Genomic DNA, 18703 nt, shown 5'->3' with positions numbered 1-18703 from the left:
GAACTTACCTTACGGTCGTAATGTTTTTTTTACCGGGAGGTGCACCGGTGCCGCTGCAGATCCCACGATCGTCGTGGATGACCGAGGAACTGGACGAGGTTCGCGACCTCGCCCGGACCTTCTGTCGGAACGAACTCGTACCGCACCAGCAGCGGTGGGCCCGGCAGAAGCACGTCGACAGGGAGGTGTGGACGAAGGCGGGCGAGGTGGGCCTGCTCGCGTTGTCCATACCCGAGGCCTACGGCGGTGGCGGCGGCACGTTCGCCCACGAGGCCGTGCTGTACGAGGAACAGGCGCGGGCCGGCGACAGCGCCTGGGGCGTCACCGTGCACAACGGCATCGTGGCGCACTACCTGCTCGCCTACGCCTCCGAGGAGAAGAAGCGCGAGTGGCTGCCCAAGCTCGCCAGTGGCGAGTATGTCGGCGCGATCGCGATGACCGAACCGGGCACCGGGTCGGACCTGCAGGCCATCTCCACCAGGGCGGTGAGGGACGGCGACCACTACGTCGTCAACGGCGCCAAGACGTTCATCACCAACGGCGGACTCGCCGACCTCGTCGTGGTGGCGGTCAAAACCGACCCCGAGGCCGGGGCCAAGGGAGTGTCCCTGCTCGTGGTGGAGACCTCCACGCCCGGTTTCCGGCGCGGTCGCGTGCTCGACAAGGTGGGAATGCACGGCCAGGACACCGCCGAGTTGTTCTTCGACGACGTGCGGGTGCCCGTGGAGAACCTGCTCGGCGGCGAGGAGGGGCAGGGCTTCGTCCAGCTCATGCAACAACTGCCGCAGGAGCGGCTGATCATCGCGATCACCGCGGTCGCGGGCATGGAGAGCGCCGTCGAGCAGACCCTCGCCTACACCAAGGAACGCACCGCGTTCGGTCGTCCGCTGTTCGGGTTCCAGAACACCAAGTACACGCTCGCCGAGGCCGCCACCGAGGTGGCCGTCGCCAGGGCGTTCCTCGACCAGTGCATCGAACGGCACCTGCGAGGAGAGCTCGACGTGCGGGACGCGGCCATGGTCAAGTTGTGGAGCACCGAGCGGGTCAACAAGGTCGTCGACGACTGCGTGCAGCTCTTCGGCGGCTACGGCTACATGACCGAGTACCCGATCGCCCGCGCGTGGGCCGACGTTCGTGTCTCCCGCATCTTCGGCGGCACGAACGAGATCATGAAGGACATCATCTCCCGGACGCTGTGAGTCCGTCGAAGCGGCGATCAGGAAGGCAGGATTCGTGAACGCGAAGAAGTCCGGACCACTGAGCGGGCTGAAGGTGGTCGAACTGGCCGGCCTCGCGCCGGCCCCGTTCGCCTGCACGGTGCTGGCCGACCTCGGCGCCGAGGTCGTGCGGGTGGAGCGGGTGGGCGGCGAGGACGTGCTCGCCATGCCACGGGACCCGCTGCTGCGTGGTCGCAGGACGATCGGGGTCAACACCAAAACGCCCGAGGGCGTGGAGATCGTGCTGAGGCTCGTCGAGCGCGCCGACGTGTTCGTGGAGGGCTTCCGACCGGGGGTGACCGAACGCATGGGACTCGGCCCCGAGCAGGTCCACGCGCGTAATCCCCGCGTCGTCTACGGCCGGATCACCGGGTGGGGACAGGACGGGCCGCTGGCGCGCACGGCCGGACACGACATCAACTACATCGGCCTGTCCGGGGCGCTGCACCCGATCGGCAGGCGGGGGGAGCGCCCCGTGCCGCCGGTGAACTTCCTCGCCGATTTCGGCGGCGGTGGTATGTACCTGGCGATGGGGGTGCTGGCGGCGCTGTTCGAACGCCAGACGTCGGGCAAGGGCCAGGTCGTCGACGCGTCGATGGTGGACGGTTCCGCGTTGCTCACCACGCACCTGTTCGGTCTGAGGGCCAGTGGCCTGTGGGACGGGGAGCGCGGGGAGAACCTCCTCGACGGCGGTGCGCCGTTCTACGACACGTACGAGACCGCCGACGGTCGTTACGTCGCGGTGGGCGCGATCGAGGAGAAGTTCTTCGCCGCGTTGGTCGAGGTTTTGGAACTCGACCCGGAGACGGTGCCGCCCCGCCTGGACCGCACCCAGTGGCCTCGCCTGCGGGAGCTCCTGGCCGAGGCCATCGGCAAGCACACTCGCGACGAACTCGTGGCGAGGGCCGAGGGCACGGACGCGTGTCTGACGCCCGTCCTCTCGCCGTGGGAGGCACCGCACCATCCGCACAACGTCGCGAGAGGCACGTTCGTCGACATCGACGGGGTGACGCAACCGGCGCCGGGCCCGAAGTTCGACCGGACTCCACCGGACGTGCCGCAGCCACCGCACGAACGTGGTTCGGACACCGTCGAGGTGTTGCGGGAGCTGGGATACGACGGCGACGGCATCCGATCGTTGCGCGATGCCGGGGCCATTGTCTGAATCTTCGCTCGGCGGCGTGTTGTTCTCCCGGTCGATGCCGGTGATCTCCTACAGTCGGGTGTCCGGTGCGAGCGTTTGTCGTGCCTCCATCGCGTGATTGACCCTCGTGTCGTCAGGTGATCAGGCATGATGAGGAAGCCGGAGGCGCGGTGCCAAAGGATGCGTTCGCGTGGAACGCGGTGAGACCGTGACGAGACGGAACGGGTGGGATTCATGTCGCCGGGACTGAAGAAAATCCTCATCTTTGGCGTCGTAGCGCTCGTGCTGTTCCTACTGATCTCGCGCCCCACGGAGTCGGCGGACGCCGTGCGTTCGGCGTTGGCCTGGTTGCAGGACGGTGCGGAAGCCATCATCACCTTCTTCCAGAGCCTGTTCACCTGACCCCATTTCGCCACGATGTCCGGCACTCGGCACACGCCCGGTGCCGGATGTCGTGCTGCGCTCCCAACGTGATCACGGATTGTGATCATCAAGTGGATTCCGGCCGTTTCGCTGCGGCAAACGGGTGGATTACGGCACTGAAGTCACAGGTCACCGAAATCCGCCACCGCTGACCTCTTCCCGACTGTCGGTGGGCTCTCCTACGGTGCTCACATTGCGTGACACGCAGTACCCACAAAATCACGCTTCGAAATCCGCAGACGGTGGTTCGACCAGTCCTTGAGGCACCACGGCAGTGCGTTGCGAAGGAGGCAGGGATGCGAGATCCCGGAGTTGACGCGGTGATTCGGCAGTGGGCGGCGGAACGCGAGGAGAGCGAGGAGGACAAGGAAGTCCATCGCATCGCCTCGGCTTGGTTGGCGGAGATTCCCCGGAGCGAAGTGCGCACGCCCGGCATTCCGGGGCAGCGCAGAGGATCGGGTACGACCAGGTGGGCACCCGTGGACCTGGCGGACCCCAGCTTCGTGGAGGCCATGCGCAAGCGGCTTCCGGACGCGCCGCTCGACCTGCTGGCCGCCGCGGCGGGCTGGTGGCAGATGGTGGGCGACGTCGAAGAGGCCGAGGCCTGGTGGGACGCGGGTGTCAGCCCGCTCGACCAACGGGCCCTCGACTACCGCGCCGCCGGACTGACCCCCTCCGACCTCTCTCGCAGACTCGGACCACTGACCGTACTCGAACACCTGCGTCGTGGCAGCGCACCGGCGTGGTGCGTCGCCCGGCTCTCCCGGCAGCGGCGGGACGCCGCCGGCTGAGTTTTCCCGACGTGCCGTGATCCCGGCATGTCGTTGTCTGTCTGCCAGCAACCGGATACAGTGCGGCTTCATGCCGGTTCCCTCCCTCACGTGCGCGAGGCGCACGCGCTCGGAGGAAAGGTGCGTCGGTGGCTGAACCCGATGTGACCCCCGATGCGCCCACCTCGCCGTCTCCCGCCGGTCTCCGGCGCCCCGTGTTCACCCGTCTCCTCGTCCTCGCGGCGGTGTTCGCGGTCGGCGTCGGCGGAGTCTGGGCCGTGGCCACGACCATGCGGCCCCCGGCGGGACCGACGAGCACCGGCATTCCCGCGTTGGGCATCGAGCCCGCCGACGTCGAGCCGGGAAGCGAGGCGCCGGACCGCGACAGCGACACGGGACCGCGGCGCGAGGACGGCGGTCCCCGGATCACGACACTCGACGAGTGGGCCGCTCACCTCGCTCCCGCCGTCGGTGTCCCCGCCCGCGCCCTGCGGGCCTACGGCAACGCCGAGCTGATCGTCGATGAGGAGTTGCCGGGGTGTGGGTTGACGTGGACCACCCTGGCCGGGATCGGCCGGGTGGAGTCGGACCACGGACGCTACGGCGGGGCGGTGCTCGGCGAGGACGGGCGGCCGTCACCGCCGATCGTCGGGATTGCGCTCGACGGCGCACCGGGGGTGAAGGTGGTCGCCGACACCGACGGTGGCGCGCTCGACGGTGACCCCGACTACGACCGGGCCGTGGGGCCCATGCAGTTCATCCCGAGCACCTGGGCGCGGGTCGGGGTGGACGCCTCCGGCGACGGCAGGGCGGACCCGCAGCAGATCGATGACGCCGCGTTGTCCGCCGCCTTCTACCTGTGTTCGCACGGCCGGGACCTGACCACCGGCGAGGGCTGGTGGGACGGTGTGTTGTCGTACAACCACTCCGTGGAGTACGGGCGCAAGGTGTTCGCGCTCGCCGAGCACTACGCCGATCTCGCTCGGCCGGTGTTGGCCGAACTCGGCGGCACCGACGAGCGGTGACGAACCCGGACGGACAATCCGGACGAAAACGGGCAAGCCGTCGCCCGTGTCCGGGGGAATGCTAGCGTCGAAGACGTGTCCGATCGTCGCTCCACGGTCCAGCGCAAGCTGCTCATCGTCTGCGGGTGTCTGCTGAGTCTCGTCGTCTGCTGCGGCTTGGCGTGGTGGCAGTGGGAGCGATTCACGTCCGCGGGCGGCAGTTTCCAGAACCTCGGTTACGTGCTCCAGTGGCCGCTGTTCGGGCTGTTCCCCGCCTTCATGGTCTGGCGGATGACCAGGCTGCGCAGGCAGGCCGCGGCGAGGGACGAGGCGACCGAGCCCCCCGTCGGCTCGCGGGAGCGGGCGCGCACCACGTCGGTGCCGACCCCTCGACGAGTCGCCCCCACGCCCGCGAAGCCCCCGGTCCCGGACGAGCTGATGGACGAGGAGGACGCGGCGTTGGCGGAGTACAACGCCTACCTGGCGCAACTGAATGCCCGTGAGCAGGAGAGGAACTGACATGGTGACGACCGCGCGGGACGAGACGACCACGAAAGCCGATCTGAGCAAGCCGCTGCGGCGATTCCGGATCGCGGCCTTCGTCACGGGTCTCGGTCTGCTCGGGCTGGTCGTGGTCATGGTGATCCGTTACGGATTCGACAACCCGACGCCCTCGGCCGTGTACTCGCCCATCCACGGCGTGATCTACATGGTGTACCTGGTGCTGGCGGTGGACCTGGCGTTGAAGGCCCGCTGGTCGGTGAAGGGCACGATCGGCGTGCTGCTCGCCGGATGCGTGCCCTTCTTCTCCTTCGTCGCCGAGCGGGCCGTGACCCGCAGGGTCAGCGAGGGCCGGAAGCTTTGAGACGGACCGAACGCGGCGGCACGGTGCAGCCCCGCAGCGTGTCGGCGTCGATGGACTCCGGCCGGTAGGCCGACCTCGCGAGCGCCTCGGTCATCGCTTCGACCGGGGCGCTTCGCGCGTTTGGGCGTCCCGACAGGAACGCCCACTCGTGCTCGTCGGAGCCGAAGTAGACGACCGTGTCGAAGATCTCGTTGAAGCGTTCCCACGCGGTGATCAGTGTGTCGTTGCGCCACAGCGTGGGACACCCCGCCTGGCAGCAGACCACCCCGCCCGGCGCCAGGACGTTCGCGCAGCGGCGCAGGAAGTCCTTGCCGTAGAGCCGGTTGTGCTGAGCCTGCGGATCGGTGTTCTCGTCGGGAAGGTCGATCACCACGACGTCGTACCCGCCCGTCGCGGTGGACAAGAAGTCCCAACCGTCGCGGTAGTGGACGCGGACGGGACCGTCACCTCGCTCGGCCGCGACCAGCTCCTCGGGGGTGTAGCCGTAGGGCAAGTGCCGGGCGCACGCCCGGACGGTCTCGGCGTCGATGTCGACGTGGTCGACCTCTCGCGCGCCGTACGCGACGGCGAGCTGGCTGGCGACCCCCTCGCTGGACCCGATGATCAGTACCCGCTCGACCGAGTCGGCGAGCAGCATCGGCGGCACCATGAGCGCCTCGTGATAGACCAGCTGGCTGGCCTCGGTGCTCTGGCGTTCGTTGTCGCAGAACAGCGAGACGCCCTGGGCCGTGCGGCCGATCACCACGTGTTGGTAGGCGGTGTGAGTGTCGAGAATCACCTCGGGGACCTCCCAGACGCGGGTGAGTCCCTCGCTCATCGGCTCGACGATTCGTGTGCTCATCTACTTCCCCACTTTCGCGGGCCGTCGACCTCGGCTGATCGTGGACATGGACTCGGGCTCGGTGCCGAGCGCGGCCGCCAGCAGGCGCACGGCGAGTTCCGGATCGGCCCGCTCGCCGCAGGTGAAGACGTCGACGAACATGGCCCCGATCTCCGGATAGGTGTGAAGGGACGCGTGTGACTCCGCCAGCATCGCCAGCACGGTCACGCCCTGGGGTTCGAAGCGGTGGGTGATGACGTCGCACACCGTCGCGCCGGCGTCGGTCAGTGTGCTCTCCAAAGTGGTACGCAGGAACTCCTCGTCGTCGAGCAGCCGCGGGTCGATCCCGTCCAGCTCCGCGAGGACGTGCTTGCCGGAGAACACGCCAACCGGCACGAACTCACTCGGCACTGATCAGCCTCCCTTCGGAAATGCAGTACGTACGCAAGGGCTCGATCCCGTTGAACGCCACCGACGAGTAGCTCGCCGTGTACGCGCCGGCCGCGAGGATGTCGATCACGTCGCCGGCTCGTAGCGACAGCGGCAGCCGGTACGGCGTCCTTCGGTAGAGCACGTCGTCACCATCGCACGTCGGTCCGGCGATGATCACAGGGCCGTCTTCTTGTGAGTGCGAGCCCACGACATCGAGCCGATAGGCGATCGCCTCGTTCTCGGTCTCGGCCAGACCGTTGTAGCGGCCGACGTCGAGGTACACCCACCGGTGCGGGTCCGTGGGGAGCTTGCGCGACACGACGACGACCTCGCTGCGGATGAGGCCCGCCTCGGCGACCACGGCGCGTCCCGGCTCGCACACCAGCTCGGGCGGGTGCGCGAAGTGGGTGCGCACGGCGGAGGTGACGGCCTCGGCGTACGCGCTCATGGCGGGTGCGGGGTCGCGGTACGAGATGCCGAAGCCCCCGCCGACGTTGAGGCGGCGCAGGGCCACGCCGTGTTCGGCGACGGCCGTGAACACCTTCGCGGCCGAGGAGACCGCCACGTCCCAGGCGTCGGGGGTGAGCTGTTGCGAGCCCACGTGGAAGCTGACGCCGACGGGGTCCAGGCCCCGTTCCGCCGCGCGCAGCAGCAGTCGGACGGCCTCGTCGGCGTGGCAGCCGAACTTGTGGCCGAACGGGGTGACCGAGTCGGGGCCGTCCTGCACGAGCACTCGTGCCGACACCTGGGCTCCCGGCGCGTGCCGGGCGAGGTTGTCCACGTCGCTCTCGGCGTCGAAGGTGTACTCCCGGACGCCCGCCGCGTGGGCGTGGGCGATGTCGGACGGTTTCTTGATCGTGTTGCCGTAGGACAGCGCGCCGGGCTCGGCCCCGACGGCCAGGCAGAGGTCGATCTCGCCGGGGCTGGCCACGTCGAACGCGGCGCCCTCGGCCACGAGTGCTCGGAGCACCGCGGGGTGCGGGTTCGCCTTCACCGCGTACTGCACGCGGGCCCCCGAAAACGTTTCCCGGAGTCGTCGGTAGCGGTCGACCACGGTGTCGACGTCCACCACGAGGCACGGGGTCGGAGGTCGGTGCGTGTCGAGGAAGGCGCGGATGCGGGTGACCGTGTCGTTCACGGTTACCGAGGGTAGGAGGCTCCGGGGCGGGGCCGGACCGCCGCCGAGGCCGCGGGAGGCCCGGATCTCGGCGGGTGTTTTGTTCTTTCGTGTTCCGGTGCGGGCCACAAGATCGTGCAAACTTGCCACCACGCGTTCCACTGAGAATCCTGCTCGGCTGAGCCGAAAGAGTGACAACGAGGATTTCGCATCGGCTGTGTGGGTGAGGCTTTACCGCCTCGAACCGGTGAAACCCGTAATCGGACTGCGACCGCCGCGGCGCCGTTTGTGACCCCGAATCGCCTCATGATCCGTTTTATTGGATGTTTTCGCAGGTCAAAGGCATGATCGCGACCAAGATCAAGGGGCCGGTGCGTGGTGTTAGGCTCGGTCCACCCGACCGACTCCCGCCCCGGCGCGGCCGACGGGCGTCACGGAGGGTACGTCTGTTGGTACGTGACGTGCTGCCGTGGCCGGTGGATCGGTACGAGCGGACGGCACAAGGCGCGGAACGACGAACGACGAAGCAGCGGCGCCCATCCGTACGACGAGCGCTGGGCGCGCGTCAGGTGGGACGGCCGCGCACACCGTGATGACAGTGGGCGAGCCGGAGGAGGAGTCACCTTCGTGAAGGTTGCGTCGGATGGCCAGGTCGCGGTGGGCGAGCTCCTCGGCGAGGAGGACCGCCCTCGTTCCCGCTGGCGTGCGGCCCTGCGTTGGCGTGACTGGAACCTCCCGCTCAAGCTCGGGGCGGTCACCCTCATCCCGATCGTCATCGCGGTGGTGCTGGGCGCGGCCACACTCGTCGGCCAGATCTCCCGTGCGAACCAGTACGACGCCCAGCGGCAGCTCGCCGACGTCGGGGCCGCGACCCGCACCCTGCTCGACGCGATCCAGCGGGAGCGCACCCTCACCGCCGCCGCGCTGACCGAGGGCAGCGGTCTCGACTCCGACGAGCTGAGCCGGGCCCGCGGCGCCGTGGACCGCGCGCGGGCCCCGCTGACCGAGGCCGTGGCCGCGGCGGGCGACCGGCTCTCGGCCGTCCGCGGTGGGCTCGACGAGCAACTCGGGGCACTGGAGGGGATCCGTGAACGGATCTCCAGCGGGCAGGTGAACGCCGTCAAGGCCGTCGAGGAGTACCGGGCCGTCACGGCGGCGCTGCTGGAGGTCGACACCGCGGTGGCCAGCGGCATCAGGGCGGACGGTCTCGCCGCCACCGCCGACGCGGTGCACAACCTGCTCGTGGCCCGCGAGGAGGTCTCGGTCCACCAGGCCCTCGTCACCCACGGCATCGCCTTCGGGCTGACGCCCAGCGAGTTCAACGACGTCCGCACCTCCGACGTCCGGCGAGCCGACCGGCTCGCGGAGTTCTCCGCCGCCGCCACGGAGGCGCAGCGCGCCCTCTACGACGAGACGGTGCGGGGACCGGCGTTCGACGAGTACAACCGGGTCGTCAGCGCCTTGCTGTCGAGCCAGGACGCGGGCAGTGAGCTGCTGTCGTCCACGAACGCCGACGAGTGGGCCGAGACCGGCACGGCCGTGTTCACGGCGATGGGCGAGCTCGCCGACCGGCTGGGCGAGGAGCTGACCGGGGGCACCGGCACGCTGGCCGACGACGCGAGCACCGGCGTCGCGATGCTGGCCGTGGCGTTGTTCGTCGCGTTCGTGCTCGCCGCGTTGGTCGTGTTCCTCATCGCGCGGCAGCTTTTGCGTTCACTCAAGGTGCTGCGGACCACCGCGCTCGAAGTCGCCCAGCACGAACTGCCCGAGGCCGTGCAGGCGATCCAGGAAGGCCACACCGACGACACGGAGATCAACCCCGTCCCGATCGACACCCGCGACGAGATTGGTGAGGTGGCCAGGGCGTTCGACGTCGTGCACAGCGAGGCGTTGCGCCTGGCCGCCGAACAGGCGAGTATGCGCGCCGGATACGCGTCCGTGTTCGTCAACCTCTCCCGCCGCAGCCAGAGCCTCGTGCAACGCCAGCTCCAGCTCATCGAACGACTGGAGCGGGATGAGGAGGACGCCGACCAGCTCGCCACGCTGTTCCAACTCGATCACCTGGCCACGCGGATGCGCCGCAACAACGAGAACCTCATGGTGCTCTCCGGTGCCGAGCCCGCACGCCGGTCGGGACAGCCGGTGAGCGCCACCGACGTGCTGCGGGCCGCGGTGTCCGAGATCGAGCAGTACCAGCGCGTGGTGGTCCGCACGCCGCCATCGGTGAGCGTGGTCGGTTACGCGGCGGGCGATTTGATCCGGCTCGTCGCGGAGCTGCTCGACAACGCCACCGCGTTCTCCGCGCCCGAGACCCAGGTGACCGTGGCCGTGCGGCAGCTCGACGACGCGTCGTTGTCCATCGACATCCTCGACAAGGGCATCGGCATGAACGAGCACGAGATCGCCGAGGCCAACGAGAGGTTGTCCGAGGCGAGCTCGATCGACCTCACCACCTCGCGGCGCATGGGGCTGTTCGTGGTGGGTCGGCTCGCCAAGCGGCACGGCTTCGGCGTGGAACTGCACGGTGGCAAGGACATCGTGGGCGTCAGAGCCACCGTGACCGTTCCGGCCGAGTTGGTGACGGACGAGCACGCCCCGTACCCGATGCCGGAGCCCGCGGCCAGGGATCTCGCCGAGCCGACCACCTCGCGGCAGTCCGAGGAAAGTGCCACGGACGCGGCGCCGCGAAACCCGGCTCCGGCGGGCATGCTGGACACGCCGGGAGGTCCGCTGCCGCGGAGGAAGCCGGGCGGCAGCGCGGCGGCGCGCACGACCACGCCGGGCGGCGACGGCGCGGCCACGCCCACGCGGAGCGACAAGGAGCTGACCGGAACCGCGTTGTTCACGCCTCCGGGCTGGGACGGCGCCACCTCCGGCCGGACACCCTCGCAGTCTTCTCAGACCTCGCAGTCCTCCCGTGCCTCTCAGGAGGCTTCCGCCGCGGACGGAGCCGCCTCCGGGACCGAATCCACCGAGGCCGGCCCGGCGTGGCCCTCCGAGGCTCAGGCGGCCGAACAGCTCCGGAGGGAAGCCGACCGGCGGCGAGGCGCGGACTCGGGCGAGTCGCTGTCGGGCAGCAAGCTGTTCGAGGCCAACAGCACGGCGGTGAGCGACTGGTGGAGTGCCGCCGTCACCGAGAACAGCGCGGGTAACTCCACGGAGGAGCAGCGCAGGGCGCGGAAGGCGGCCGTGGAGAACGCCGAGACGACGCCGATCTTCGACGAGATGGTGTCGGCGTGGTTCCGCAAGGTCACCGACGCGGTGGGTAGTGCACCGCCGGAGGAGAGTCACGACTGGAAGTTCGCCGCCGACCAGACCTTCAAGACCGTGCAGGAGGTCTCGCAGCGGCAGGCTCCCTCCGAGTACACCGACGCGGGGCTGCCTCGACGGCGGCGTGGGGAACGACTGTTGCCCGGCAGCGCCGCCCCGGCGGGCAGCGAGGCCGAATCCTCGCGCGAGCTGCCGCGTCGCCCGCGCGACCCGGCCGACGTGCTCGGCAGGCTCAGCAGTTTCCAACAGGGCGTGACGCGTGGTCGTCGACACCGCAGGGGCGAGATGTCGGACGGCGAGGCGACCTCCGGCACCGGCTCGGAGTCGGCGCAGCACTCGAAGGACTCCCGGCCGGGGGCCACGCCGGAGGAGCCCGGTGCCACCGAGACCACCGATGTCGTGGGGAGCTCCGGGGGGCTGTTCACCGACGCATCACGACCTTCCACCGATTCGTCCGGCACTGTCGAGAAGGGGCAGAAAGGGGATTCGGCGGACTCGCGGTCCTCCGAGAAAAGCGGCACGAGCTGGGCTTTCGCGGTCGACGAACGGTGGAAAACGGTCGAAGAGGTCTCCCGTGCGGAGCCGACGAGCTACACGGCGGCCGGTTTGCCTCGACGGCAGCGTGGGGAGAGGCTGCTTCCCGGCAGCGCGGCCCCCGAGGGGCAGGCCGAACCGCGTCGCAGGCTGCCGAGAGACCCTGCCGACGTGCGAGGGAGGCTGGCGAGCTTTCAACAGGGAGTCCGCAGAGGTCGGCATCACACCGCGAGTGAGGCCGACAACGCAGACGAAAGACTGGAGGGTGAATGACCGTGTCGGATCGCTCTGCGCCTCAGCAGAACCAGTTCGGATGGTTGGTGAACGACTTCGCCGAACGGGTGCCGGGTGTCGCGCACGCTGTGGTGGTGTCGGCCGACGGTCTGCTGTTGACGTCGTCGAACCGGCTGCCGCTCGACCGCGCCGACCAGCTCGCAGCGGTGGCGTCCGGCTTGGTCAGTCTCACTCAGGGAGCGGCGCGGTGCTTCGAGGCGGGAGCGGTGACCGAGACCGTCGTCGAGATGGAACTCGGGACCATGGTGCTCATGTCGATCAGCGGAGGGTCGTGCCTGGCGGTGCTGGCCGCTCCGAACTGTGACATCGGCCAGGTCGCGTACGAGATGACGCTGCTGGTCGAGCGAGTCGGGCAGCTCCTGACGCCGGAGCTTCGAGCCCAGCTCCAGGGATCGGGCGGACCACGGATCGGCGAGCCGGTGGGATGACCGCGCGATGACCCCGGGGCCTCCGACCCCCCGCGACGAGCCGGACGCCGCGACGGCGCCCGGAGGAACGGGCCGGGGCTTTCGAGGTTCCGAGTGTGAGTGGTCGGAGTACGGACACGGCGAGAACGGAACGAGCACCAAGGAGCAGCCTGTGGCAGTCGAAGCTTTCCCGTTGGAGCCGACGACGGAGGAGACCGGGTTCGTCCGTCCCTACGCCCTTACCGGCGGCCGGACCAAGGCGAACTACCACCTGGAGCTGGAGACATTGGTCTCGACCCGGACCGCGGCGCTCCTCGCGGTGCCCGACCAGATCGAGCTCCAGGTGATCATGGAAGAATGTCGTACCCCGCAGTCGGTCGCGGAGATCGCTTCTCGGCTCCGGGTTCCACTGGGCGTGGCTCGGGTGCTGATCAGCGATGCGGCGGATGCGGGACTGGTCACCGTGCACAGGACCGTCTCCGGTGACGAAGGCGCCGAGGCGCACCTGAAGTTGATGGAAAGGGTGTTGAGTGGACTCCGCCGGCTTTAAGGCACCGCGCGAAGCCGCGCCGAAGACGATGACGTCTGCGAAGATCGTCGTGGCGGGTGGGTTTGGCGCCGGCAAGACGACGTTCGTCGGTTCGGTGTCCGAAATCGTCCCGCTGACCACCGAGGCGATGATGACCGATGCGAGCACCGGCATCGACGATCTGGAGGCGACGCCGAACAAGGCGACCACGACCGTCGCCATGGACTTCGGTCGGGTCTCCCTGGACGAGGACCTCATCCTGTACCTGTTCGGTACGCCGGGGCAGCAGAGGTTCTGGTTCATGTGGGACGACCTCGTACGGGGCGCCATCGGTGCGGTGGTGCTCACGGATACCCGGCGACTCGCCGACTCGTTCGCGCCCGTGGACTTCTTCGAGGACCGCGGCCTGCCCTACATCGTCGGCGTGAACACCTTCGACGGGATCCTGCACCACGACCTGGACGACGTCCGCGAGGCGCTGTCCATCGACCAGAGCATCCCGATCGTGCGTTGCGACGCCCGCGACCGGGAATCCACGAAGCAAACGCTCATCACGTTGGTGGAGTACGCCATGCGGCAGTGGATCGCGTTGCGGGCGGCGAACTCCGCTTCCTGAACCGATTCGGTGTCGTGAGGTCCGCGTCACTGTCTCACTTGGGTTCAAGAAAGTAGGAAGTCCAAGTATTTTGGAGGCATGACCTCCGAACTTCATCGCCCCGTGCACCCAGTCCGGTTCGTGACCGCCGCGAGCCTGTTCGACGGTCACGACGCGTCGATCAACATCATGCGGCGCATCCTGCAGTCACAGGGTGTCGAGGTGGTGCATCTCGGGCACAACCGGTCGGTCGACGAGGTGGTGACGGCCGCCATCTCGGAGGACGTCCAAGGTGTTGCCATCAGTGCCTACCAGGGCGGGCACGTCGAGTACTTCACCTACCTTGTGGACCTGCTGCGGGAACGCGGTGCGGGCCACATCCGCGTCTACGGCGGTGGCGGCGGTGTCATCGTGCGCGACGAGATCGAGTTGCTGCACTCCCGAGGGGTCGCGCGGATCTTCTCACCCGACGACGGCCTCGAACTCGGTCTTCCGGGCATGGTCAACCTGATGGTCCGGGAGTGCGACGTGGACCTGGCCGCCGAGCAGACCGGCTCGGTGGACGCCCTGCTGTCCGGCGACGTCCCCACGCTCGCGCGGACCATCACGCGATTGCAGAGCGGCGTCCTGCTCGAGAGCTGGCGGACGGCCATCGCCGAGGCGGCCTCGGCACGGACCGTCCCGGTGCTCGGCATCACGGGTACGGGTGGTTCGGGGAAGTCCTCGCTGACCGACGAGCTGATCCGGCGCTTCCGGCTCGACCAGGAGGACAAGCTGCGGATCGCCGTCCTGGCCGTCGACCCCACCCGGCGCCGGGGCGGAGGGGCCCTGCTGGGCGACCGCATCCGCATGAACAGCCTCACCGGGGACCGGGTGTACTTCCGCTCGCTGGCCACTCGCGGCGCGGGCTCGGAGATCCCGACGGGGCTCGACGACGCGGTGGCGGCGTGCAAGGCCGCGGGCTACGACCTGGTGATCGTCGAGACCCCCGGCATCGGGCAGGGCGACGCGGGCATCGTGGACCACGTCGACCACACGCTGTACGTCATGACGCCCGAGTTCGGCGCCGCGTCGCAGCTGGAGAAGATCGACATGCTCGACTTCGCCGACGTGGTGGCCATCAACAAGTTCGAGCGCCGGGGCGCGGAGGACGCCCGCCGGGACGTGGCGCGCCAGATGGTGCGCAACCGCGAGCAGTTCAAAACCCCGCCCGAGGACATGCCGGTCTTCGGGACGAGCGCCGCGAAGTTCAACGACGACGGCGTGACGGCGCTGTACCAGCACCTGCGCGACCTCCTCGCCGACAGCGGCCTGTCGGTCTCGGCCGGGATCCTGCCGAAGGTCGAGGGCAAGGTGTCCACCGACACCAGCGTCGTCATCCCCGGCAACCGCACCCGCTACCTCGCCGAGATCGCCGACACGGTGCGCCGGTACCACAAGCGCACCCGCGACCAGGTGGAGGCCGTGCGGAAGCGGGCCCAGCTCGCGGCCGCACGGGACGCGTTGGCCGCCGAGAACGCCTCCACCGACGACCTCGACCGGCTGCTGGCCAAGGCCGAGGCGGAGGTCGACGCGGAGACCACCGCGCTGTTGGACAACTGGAACGAGCTGGCCGAGCGCTACCGCGGCGAGGAACTCTCCTTCACCGTGCGGGACAAGGAGATCCGCACCTCGCTGTGGCGGGAGACGCTGTCGGGCAACCGCATCCCCAGGGTCGCCCTGCCGCGCTACACCGACCCCGGTGAGCTGCTGTCGTTCCTCCGCCGGGAGAACCTGCCCGGCTACTTCCCGTTCACGGCGGGGGTGTTCCCGTTCAAACGGGAGGGTGAGGACCCGGCGCGGATGTTCGCAGGAGAGGGCGACGCCTTCCGCACCAACCGCCGGTTCAAGTACCTGTCGGCCGACTCCGAGGCCAAGCGTCTGTCCACGGCGTTCGACTCGGTGACGCTCTACGGGTGGGACCCCGACACGCGTCCGGACATCTACGGCAAGGTCGGCACCTCCGGTGTATCCATCGCGACGCTGGACGACATGAAGGCGCTCTACGACGGCTTCGACCTCACCGCGCCCACCACCTCGGTGTCGATGACCATCAACGGGCCGGCGCCCACCATCCTGGCGTTCTTCCTCAACACGGCCATCGACCAGCGGATGGACGCCTTCCGCGCCGAACACGGCCGCGAACCCACCGAGGACGAGGCCGCCGAGATCCGGGCGTGGACGCTGCGACAGGTCCGCGGCACCGTGCAGGCCGACATCCTCAAGGAGGACCAGGGGCAGAACACCTGCATCTTCTCCACCGAGTTCTCACTGAGGATGATGGCGGACATCCAGGAGTGGTTCATCGCCAACGGGGTCCGCAACTTCTACTCGGTGTCGATCTCGGGCTACCACATCGCCGAGGCCGGGGCGAACCCGATCACGCAGCTCGCCTTCACGCTCGCCAACGGCTTCACCTACGTGGAGTCGTACCTGGCGCGCGGCATGCACATCGACGACTTCGCGCCCAACCTGTCGTTCTTCTTCTCCAACGGCATGGACGCGGAGTACTCGGTGCTGGGCCGGGTGGCCCGTCGGATCTGGGCCATCGCCATGCGCGACCGCTACGGCGCCAACGAACGGTCGCAGAAGCTCAAATACCACGTGCAGACCTCCGGTCGGTCGCTGCACGCGCAGGAGATGAGCTTCAACGACATCCGCACCACGTTGCAGGCGCTGTGCGCGCTGTACGACAACGCGAACTCGTTGCACACCAACGCCTACGACGAGGCCATCACCACGCCCACGGAGAACTCGGTGCGGCGCGCGCTGGCCATCCAGATGATCATCAACAAGGAGTGGGGACTGTCGAAGAACGAGAACCCGTTGCAGGGCTCGTTCATCATCGACGAACTCACCGACCTGGTCGAGGAGGCCGTGCTGACCGAGTTCGAGCGCATCACCGAACGCGGTGGCGTGCTCGGCGCGATGGAGACCGGGTACCAGCGGGGCAAGATCCAGGACGAGTCGATGCTCTACGAGCGGCTCAAGCACGACGGCTCGCTGCCGATCGTCGGGGTCAACATGTTCCGCAACCCCCACCCCGAGGACGACGAGGTGGAGGTCGAGCTCGCCAGGGCCACTGAGGAGGAGAAGCAGTCGCAACTGCGGCGGCTCGCCGAGTTCCACGAGCGGCACCGGGAGGAAGCCCCGCGGGCGTTGGCCCGGTTGCGCGAGGCGGCGGCGAACGGGGAGAACGTCTTCGCCGTGTTGATGGACGCCGCGCGCGTGTGCTCGCTCGGGCAGATCACCCAAGCCTTCTTCGAGGTCGGCGGGCAGTATCGCCGGAACGTGTAGCGTCGGGAACAAACGGGGGCCGGGCGTGGTTGGCCGGTGACATGAAGTTCGGAATCGCGACGTTCGTGACGGACGAAGGCATCCGGCCGACCACGCTCGCCAAAGCCTTAGAGGAACGCGGCTTCGACTCCCTGTTTCTCGCGGAGCACTCGCACATCCCCGTGAGTCGCCAGACGCCGTTCTCCGGCGGGGAGCTGCCGCGCAAGTACTACCGCACGCTCGACCCGTTCGTGGCGTTGAGCGCCGCGGCGGCCGTCACCGACACGCTGCTGCTGGGGACCGGGGTCGCGCTGTTGATCCAGCGCGACGTAATCCACACCGCCAAGGAGGCGGCGAGCCTCGACTTGATCTCGGGCGGGCGGTTCGTGTTGGGTGTCGGCGTGGGCTGGAACCGCGAGGAGATGCGCAACCACGGCACCGACCCTCGGACCCGAGGAGCGTTGCTCAACGAACAACTCCAAGCGCTGAAGGCCATCTGGACCGCCGAGCGGGCGGAGTTCCACGGCCAGTACATCGACTTCGACCCGATCTACGCCTGGCCCAAGCCGGTGAGCGACCCGCATCCCCCGATCTACATCGGCGGTGAGAGCCCCGCCGCGCTCGCGCGGTTGGCCGACCACGGGGACGGCTGGATGCCGAGGGGGAACGTCGATCCCGAGGAGGTCCGCCGCGGGCTCGCGTGGCTGGCGGAGCGAGGACGCCCCGACGTTCCCGTGAGTGTCTTCGCCGCCGGTCGGGACTCCTCCCAGGTCGAGGCCTGGGCCGAGCTGGGGGTGGAACGGGTGACGTTCGATCTGCCGACCCTGCCCGAGTCGGAGACGCTGTCCCTGCTCGACGAGTTGGCGGCTTTGGCCCAGCGATACGGCGGGTAGGTTCGAAACGGTGAGGCTTCAAGTTCGTGACGAGGGGAGATCACGTGGGTGACGTGCAGATCGGGATCGCGGCGGCACTGGAGCAGTTCTCGCCGCGCGAAGCCATCGAACTGGCCGCGTTGGCCGAACAACACGGGTTCTCGGGGCAGATGGCCGCCGATCACTTCCAGCCCTGGGTGCCCGCGCAGGGACAGGCGTCGTTCGTGTGGAGCGTGCTCGCCTCCCTGGCCGAGAACACCACCGGTGACCTGGGGCCGGGTGTGACGTGCCCGTCGTTCCGGCAGCACCCGGCGCTGGTGGCCCAGGCGGCGGCCACGCTCGAGGCGACGTATCCGGGCCGTACCTGGCTCGGTCTCGGCTCCGGTGAGGCGCTGAACGAACACGTCATCGGCGGCTACTGGCCCGAGGCGCCCGAACGAGTGCGTCGCATGTTCGAAGCACTCGAGATCATCCGGAAGCTGTTCACCGGCGAGGACGTCAAGCACAACGGGGAGTTCTTCAAGCTGCACCGGACTCGCTTGTGGACGATGCCGGACACCCCGCCGCCGATCTACATCGCGTCGGCGGGCCCGTACACCTCCCGCAAGACCGGCGAACTCGCCGACGGGCTGATCACGCCGGGTGCGTCGCTGGAGAAGCTCGCCGGCATCCTCGACAACTTCTCCAAGGGAGCGCGCAAGGCGGGCAAGGACCCCGACAGCATGCCGAAGCTGCTGCAGGTGCACCTGTCGTGGGCCGCCACCGACGAGGAGGCGTGGCGTAACGCGCTGGAGCAGTGGCCCAACGGTGGGATGAAGTTCCCCAAGGCCGACATCCGCTCGCCGTTCGACTTCGAGCAGATGGCCAAGCTCGTGCGTCGCGAGGACTTCGAGGGCCGCATGGTGATCTCCTCCGATCCCGATGTGCACCGCGCGTCGCTGCAGCGTTTCATCGACGCCGGGTTCACCCGCATCTACGTGCACAACGTCGGGCGTAACCAGAAGGAGTGGCTGGAGGTCTTCGGCCGGGAGGTCCTTCCCAAGCTGAAGGCCTGACCGTCCACTGTGGGATCTGACATCGGCCGGCGTCGCCCGA

General features: G+C 68.8%; 17 protein-coding genes. 14 read left to right on the top strand and 3 right to left on the bottom strand.

Annotation, left to right across the window (positions count from 1 at the left end; translation table 11 throughout):
* Positions 1-47: 47 nt before the first annotated feature.
* The 7 genes from SACGLDRAFT_RS13465 (at position 48) to SACGLDRAFT_RS13440 (ending at position 5423) form a co-directional block, all read left to right on the top strand.
* Complete coding sequence (locus tag SACGLDRAFT_RS13465; RefSeq protein WP_005465341.1) at positions 48-1199, top strand: acyl-CoA dehydrogenase family protein; 1152 nt, start codon at positions 48-50, stop codon at positions 1197-1199.
* A 34-nt stretch (positions 1200-1233) separates the two neighbouring features.
* On the top strand, positions 1234-2382 hold the full coding sequence (locus SACGLDRAFT_RS13460; RefSeq protein WP_005465340.1) for a CaiB/BaiF CoA transferase family protein: 1149 nt from the start codon (positions 1234-1236) through the stop codon (positions 2380-2382).
* A 213-nt stretch (positions 2383-2595) separates the two neighbouring features.
* Positions 2596-2763 (top strand): hypothetical protein, encoded by a 168-nt coding sequence (locus tag SACGLDRAFT_RS22520; protein WP_005457706.1) that lies wholly within the window; start codon positions 2596-2598, stop codon positions 2761-2763.
* Positions 2764-3080: 317 nt separating this feature from the next.
* Entirely contained in the window at positions 3081-3575 is a 495-nt protein-coding gene (locus SACGLDRAFT_RS13455; protein WP_005465338.1) for a hypothetical protein, read from the top strand.
* A 128-nt stretch (positions 3576-3703) separates the two neighbouring features.
* On the top strand, positions 3704-4579 hold the full coding sequence (locus tag SACGLDRAFT_RS13450; protein WP_005465337.1) for a lytic transglycosylase domain-containing protein: 876 nt from the start codon (positions 3704-3706) through the stop codon (positions 4577-4579).
* Between the two features lie 75 nt (positions 4580-4654).
* On the top strand, positions 4655-5077 hold the full coding sequence (locus tag SACGLDRAFT_RS13445; protein WP_005465336.1) for a hypothetical protein: 423 nt from the start codon (positions 4655-4657) through the stop codon (positions 5075-5077).
* A 1-nt stretch (position 5078) separates the two neighbouring features.
* Positions 5079-5423, top strand: a complete 345-nt coding sequence (locus SACGLDRAFT_RS13440) for a DUF3817 domain-containing protein (protein WP_005465335.1) — start codon at positions 5079-5081, stop codon at positions 5421-5423.
* Here SACGLDRAFT_RS13440 and SACGLDRAFT_RS13435 read toward each other — a convergent pair.
* From SACGLDRAFT_RS13435 to SACGLDRAFT_RS13425, 3 genes are read right to left on the bottom strand one after another with little or no spacing between them, the layout of a single operon-like run.
* Positions 5401-6264 (bottom strand): spermidine synthase, encoded by an 864-nt coding sequence (locus tag SACGLDRAFT_RS13435; protein WP_005465333.1) that lies wholly within the window; start codon positions 6262-6264, stop codon positions 5401-5403. The two genes, SACGLDRAFT_RS13440 and SACGLDRAFT_RS13435, sit on opposite strands and share 23 nt — an antisense overlap.
* Entirely contained in the window at positions 6265-6654 is a 390-nt protein-coding gene (gene speD, locus SACGLDRAFT_RS13430) for an adenosylmethionine decarboxylase (protein ID WP_005465331.1), read from the bottom strand.
* Positions 6644-7813, bottom strand: coding sequence for a type III PLP-dependent enzyme (locus SACGLDRAFT_RS13425; RefSeq protein WP_040919044.1), 1170 nt, complete (start codon positions 7811-7813; stop codon positions 6644-6646). The genes speD and SACGLDRAFT_RS13425 overlap by 11 nt, the downstream gene beginning before the upstream one ends.
* Positions 7814-8419: 606 nt before the next feature.
* On the opposite strand from SACGLDRAFT_RS13425, the gene SACGLDRAFT_RS13420 reads away from it, so the two are divergent.
* From SACGLDRAFT_RS13420 to SACGLDRAFT_RS13390, 7 genes are all read left to right on the top strand, one after another.
* Entirely contained in the window at positions 8420-11869 is a 3450-nt protein-coding gene (locus tag SACGLDRAFT_RS13420; RefSeq protein WP_005465327.1) for a sensor histidine kinase, read from the top strand.
* Positions 11866-12318, top strand: a complete 453-nt coding sequence (locus SACGLDRAFT_RS13415) for a roadblock/LC7 domain-containing protein (protein WP_005465325.1) — start codon at positions 11866-11868, stop codon at positions 12316-12318. The genes SACGLDRAFT_RS13420 and SACGLDRAFT_RS13415 overlap by 4 nt, the downstream gene beginning before the upstream one ends.
* A gap of 151 nt (positions 12319-12469) precedes the next feature.
* Entirely contained in the window at positions 12470-12847 is a 378-nt protein-coding gene (locus tag SACGLDRAFT_RS13410) for a DUF742 domain-containing protein (RefSeq protein WP_040919977.1), read from the top strand.
* Positions 12828-13442 (top strand): GTP-binding protein, encoded by a 615-nt coding sequence (locus SACGLDRAFT_RS13405; RefSeq protein ID WP_005465321.1) that lies wholly within the window; start codon positions 12828-12830, stop codon positions 13440-13442. Before SACGLDRAFT_RS13410 ends, SACGLDRAFT_RS13405 begins: the two co-directional genes overlap by 20 nt.
* 78 nt (positions 13443-13520) lie before the next feature.
* A complete protein-coding gene (icmF, locus tag SACGLDRAFT_RS13400) occupies positions 13521-16757 on the top strand; it encodes a fused isobutyryl-CoA mutase/GTPase IcmF (protein ID WP_005465320.1) in 3237 nt (1078 codons plus the stop codon).
* A gap of 41 nt (positions 16758-16798) precedes the next feature.
* Positions 16799-17629, top strand: coding sequence for an LLM class F420-dependent oxidoreductase (locus SACGLDRAFT_RS13395; protein WP_005465319.1), 831 nt, complete (start codon positions 16799-16801; stop codon positions 17627-17629).
* A 44-nt stretch (positions 17630-17673) separates the two neighbouring features.
* On the top strand, positions 17674-18663 hold the full coding sequence (locus SACGLDRAFT_RS13390) for a TIGR03557 family F420-dependent LLM class oxidoreductase (protein WP_005465318.1): 990 nt from the start codon (positions 17674-17676) through the stop codon (positions 18661-18663).
* Positions 18664-18703: the final 40 nt, after the last annotated feature.

It is taken from the genome of Saccharomonospora glauca K62 (assembly GCF_000243395.2).
Taxonomy (GTDB): Bacteria; Actinomycetota; Actinomycetes; order Mycobacteriales; family Pseudonocardiaceae; genus Saccharomonospora; species Saccharomonospora glauca.
The sequence above is the reverse complement of the archived record's forward strand: the minus strand, read 5'-3'. Positions and strand labels throughout refer to the sequence as shown.

Bases quoted from the DNA above. Each gene is read 5' to 3' on its own strand.
- SACGLDRAFT_RS22520 (WP_005457706.1), top strand. From the start codon at position 2,596: ATGTCGCCGGGACTGAAGAAAATCCTCATCTTTGGCGTCGTAGCGCTC.
- SACGLDRAFT_RS13455 (WP_005465338.1), top strand. From the start codon at position 3,081: ATGCGAGATCCCGGAGTTGACGCGGTGATTCGGCAGTGGGCGGCGGAA.
- SACGLDRAFT_RS13440 (WP_005465335.1), top strand. From the start codon at position 5,079: ATGGTGACGACCGCGCGGGACGAGACGACCACGAAAGCCGATCTGAGC.
- SACGLDRAFT_RS13435 (WP_005465333.1), bottom strand. From the start codon at position 6,264: ATGAGCACACGAATCGTCGAGCCGATGAGCGAGGGACTCACCCGCGTC.
- SACGLDRAFT_RS13415 (WP_005465325.1), top strand. From the start codon at position 11,866: ATGACCGTGTCGGATCGCTCTGCGCCTCAGCAGAACCAGTTCGGATGG.
- icmF (WP_005465320.1), top strand. From the start codon at position 13,521: ATGACCTCCGAACTTCATCGCCCCGTGCACCCAGTCCGGTTCGTGACC.
- SACGLDRAFT_RS13395 (WP_005465319.1), top strand. From the start codon at position 16,799: ATGAAGTTCGGAATCGCGACGTTCGTGACGGACGAAGGCATCCGGCCG.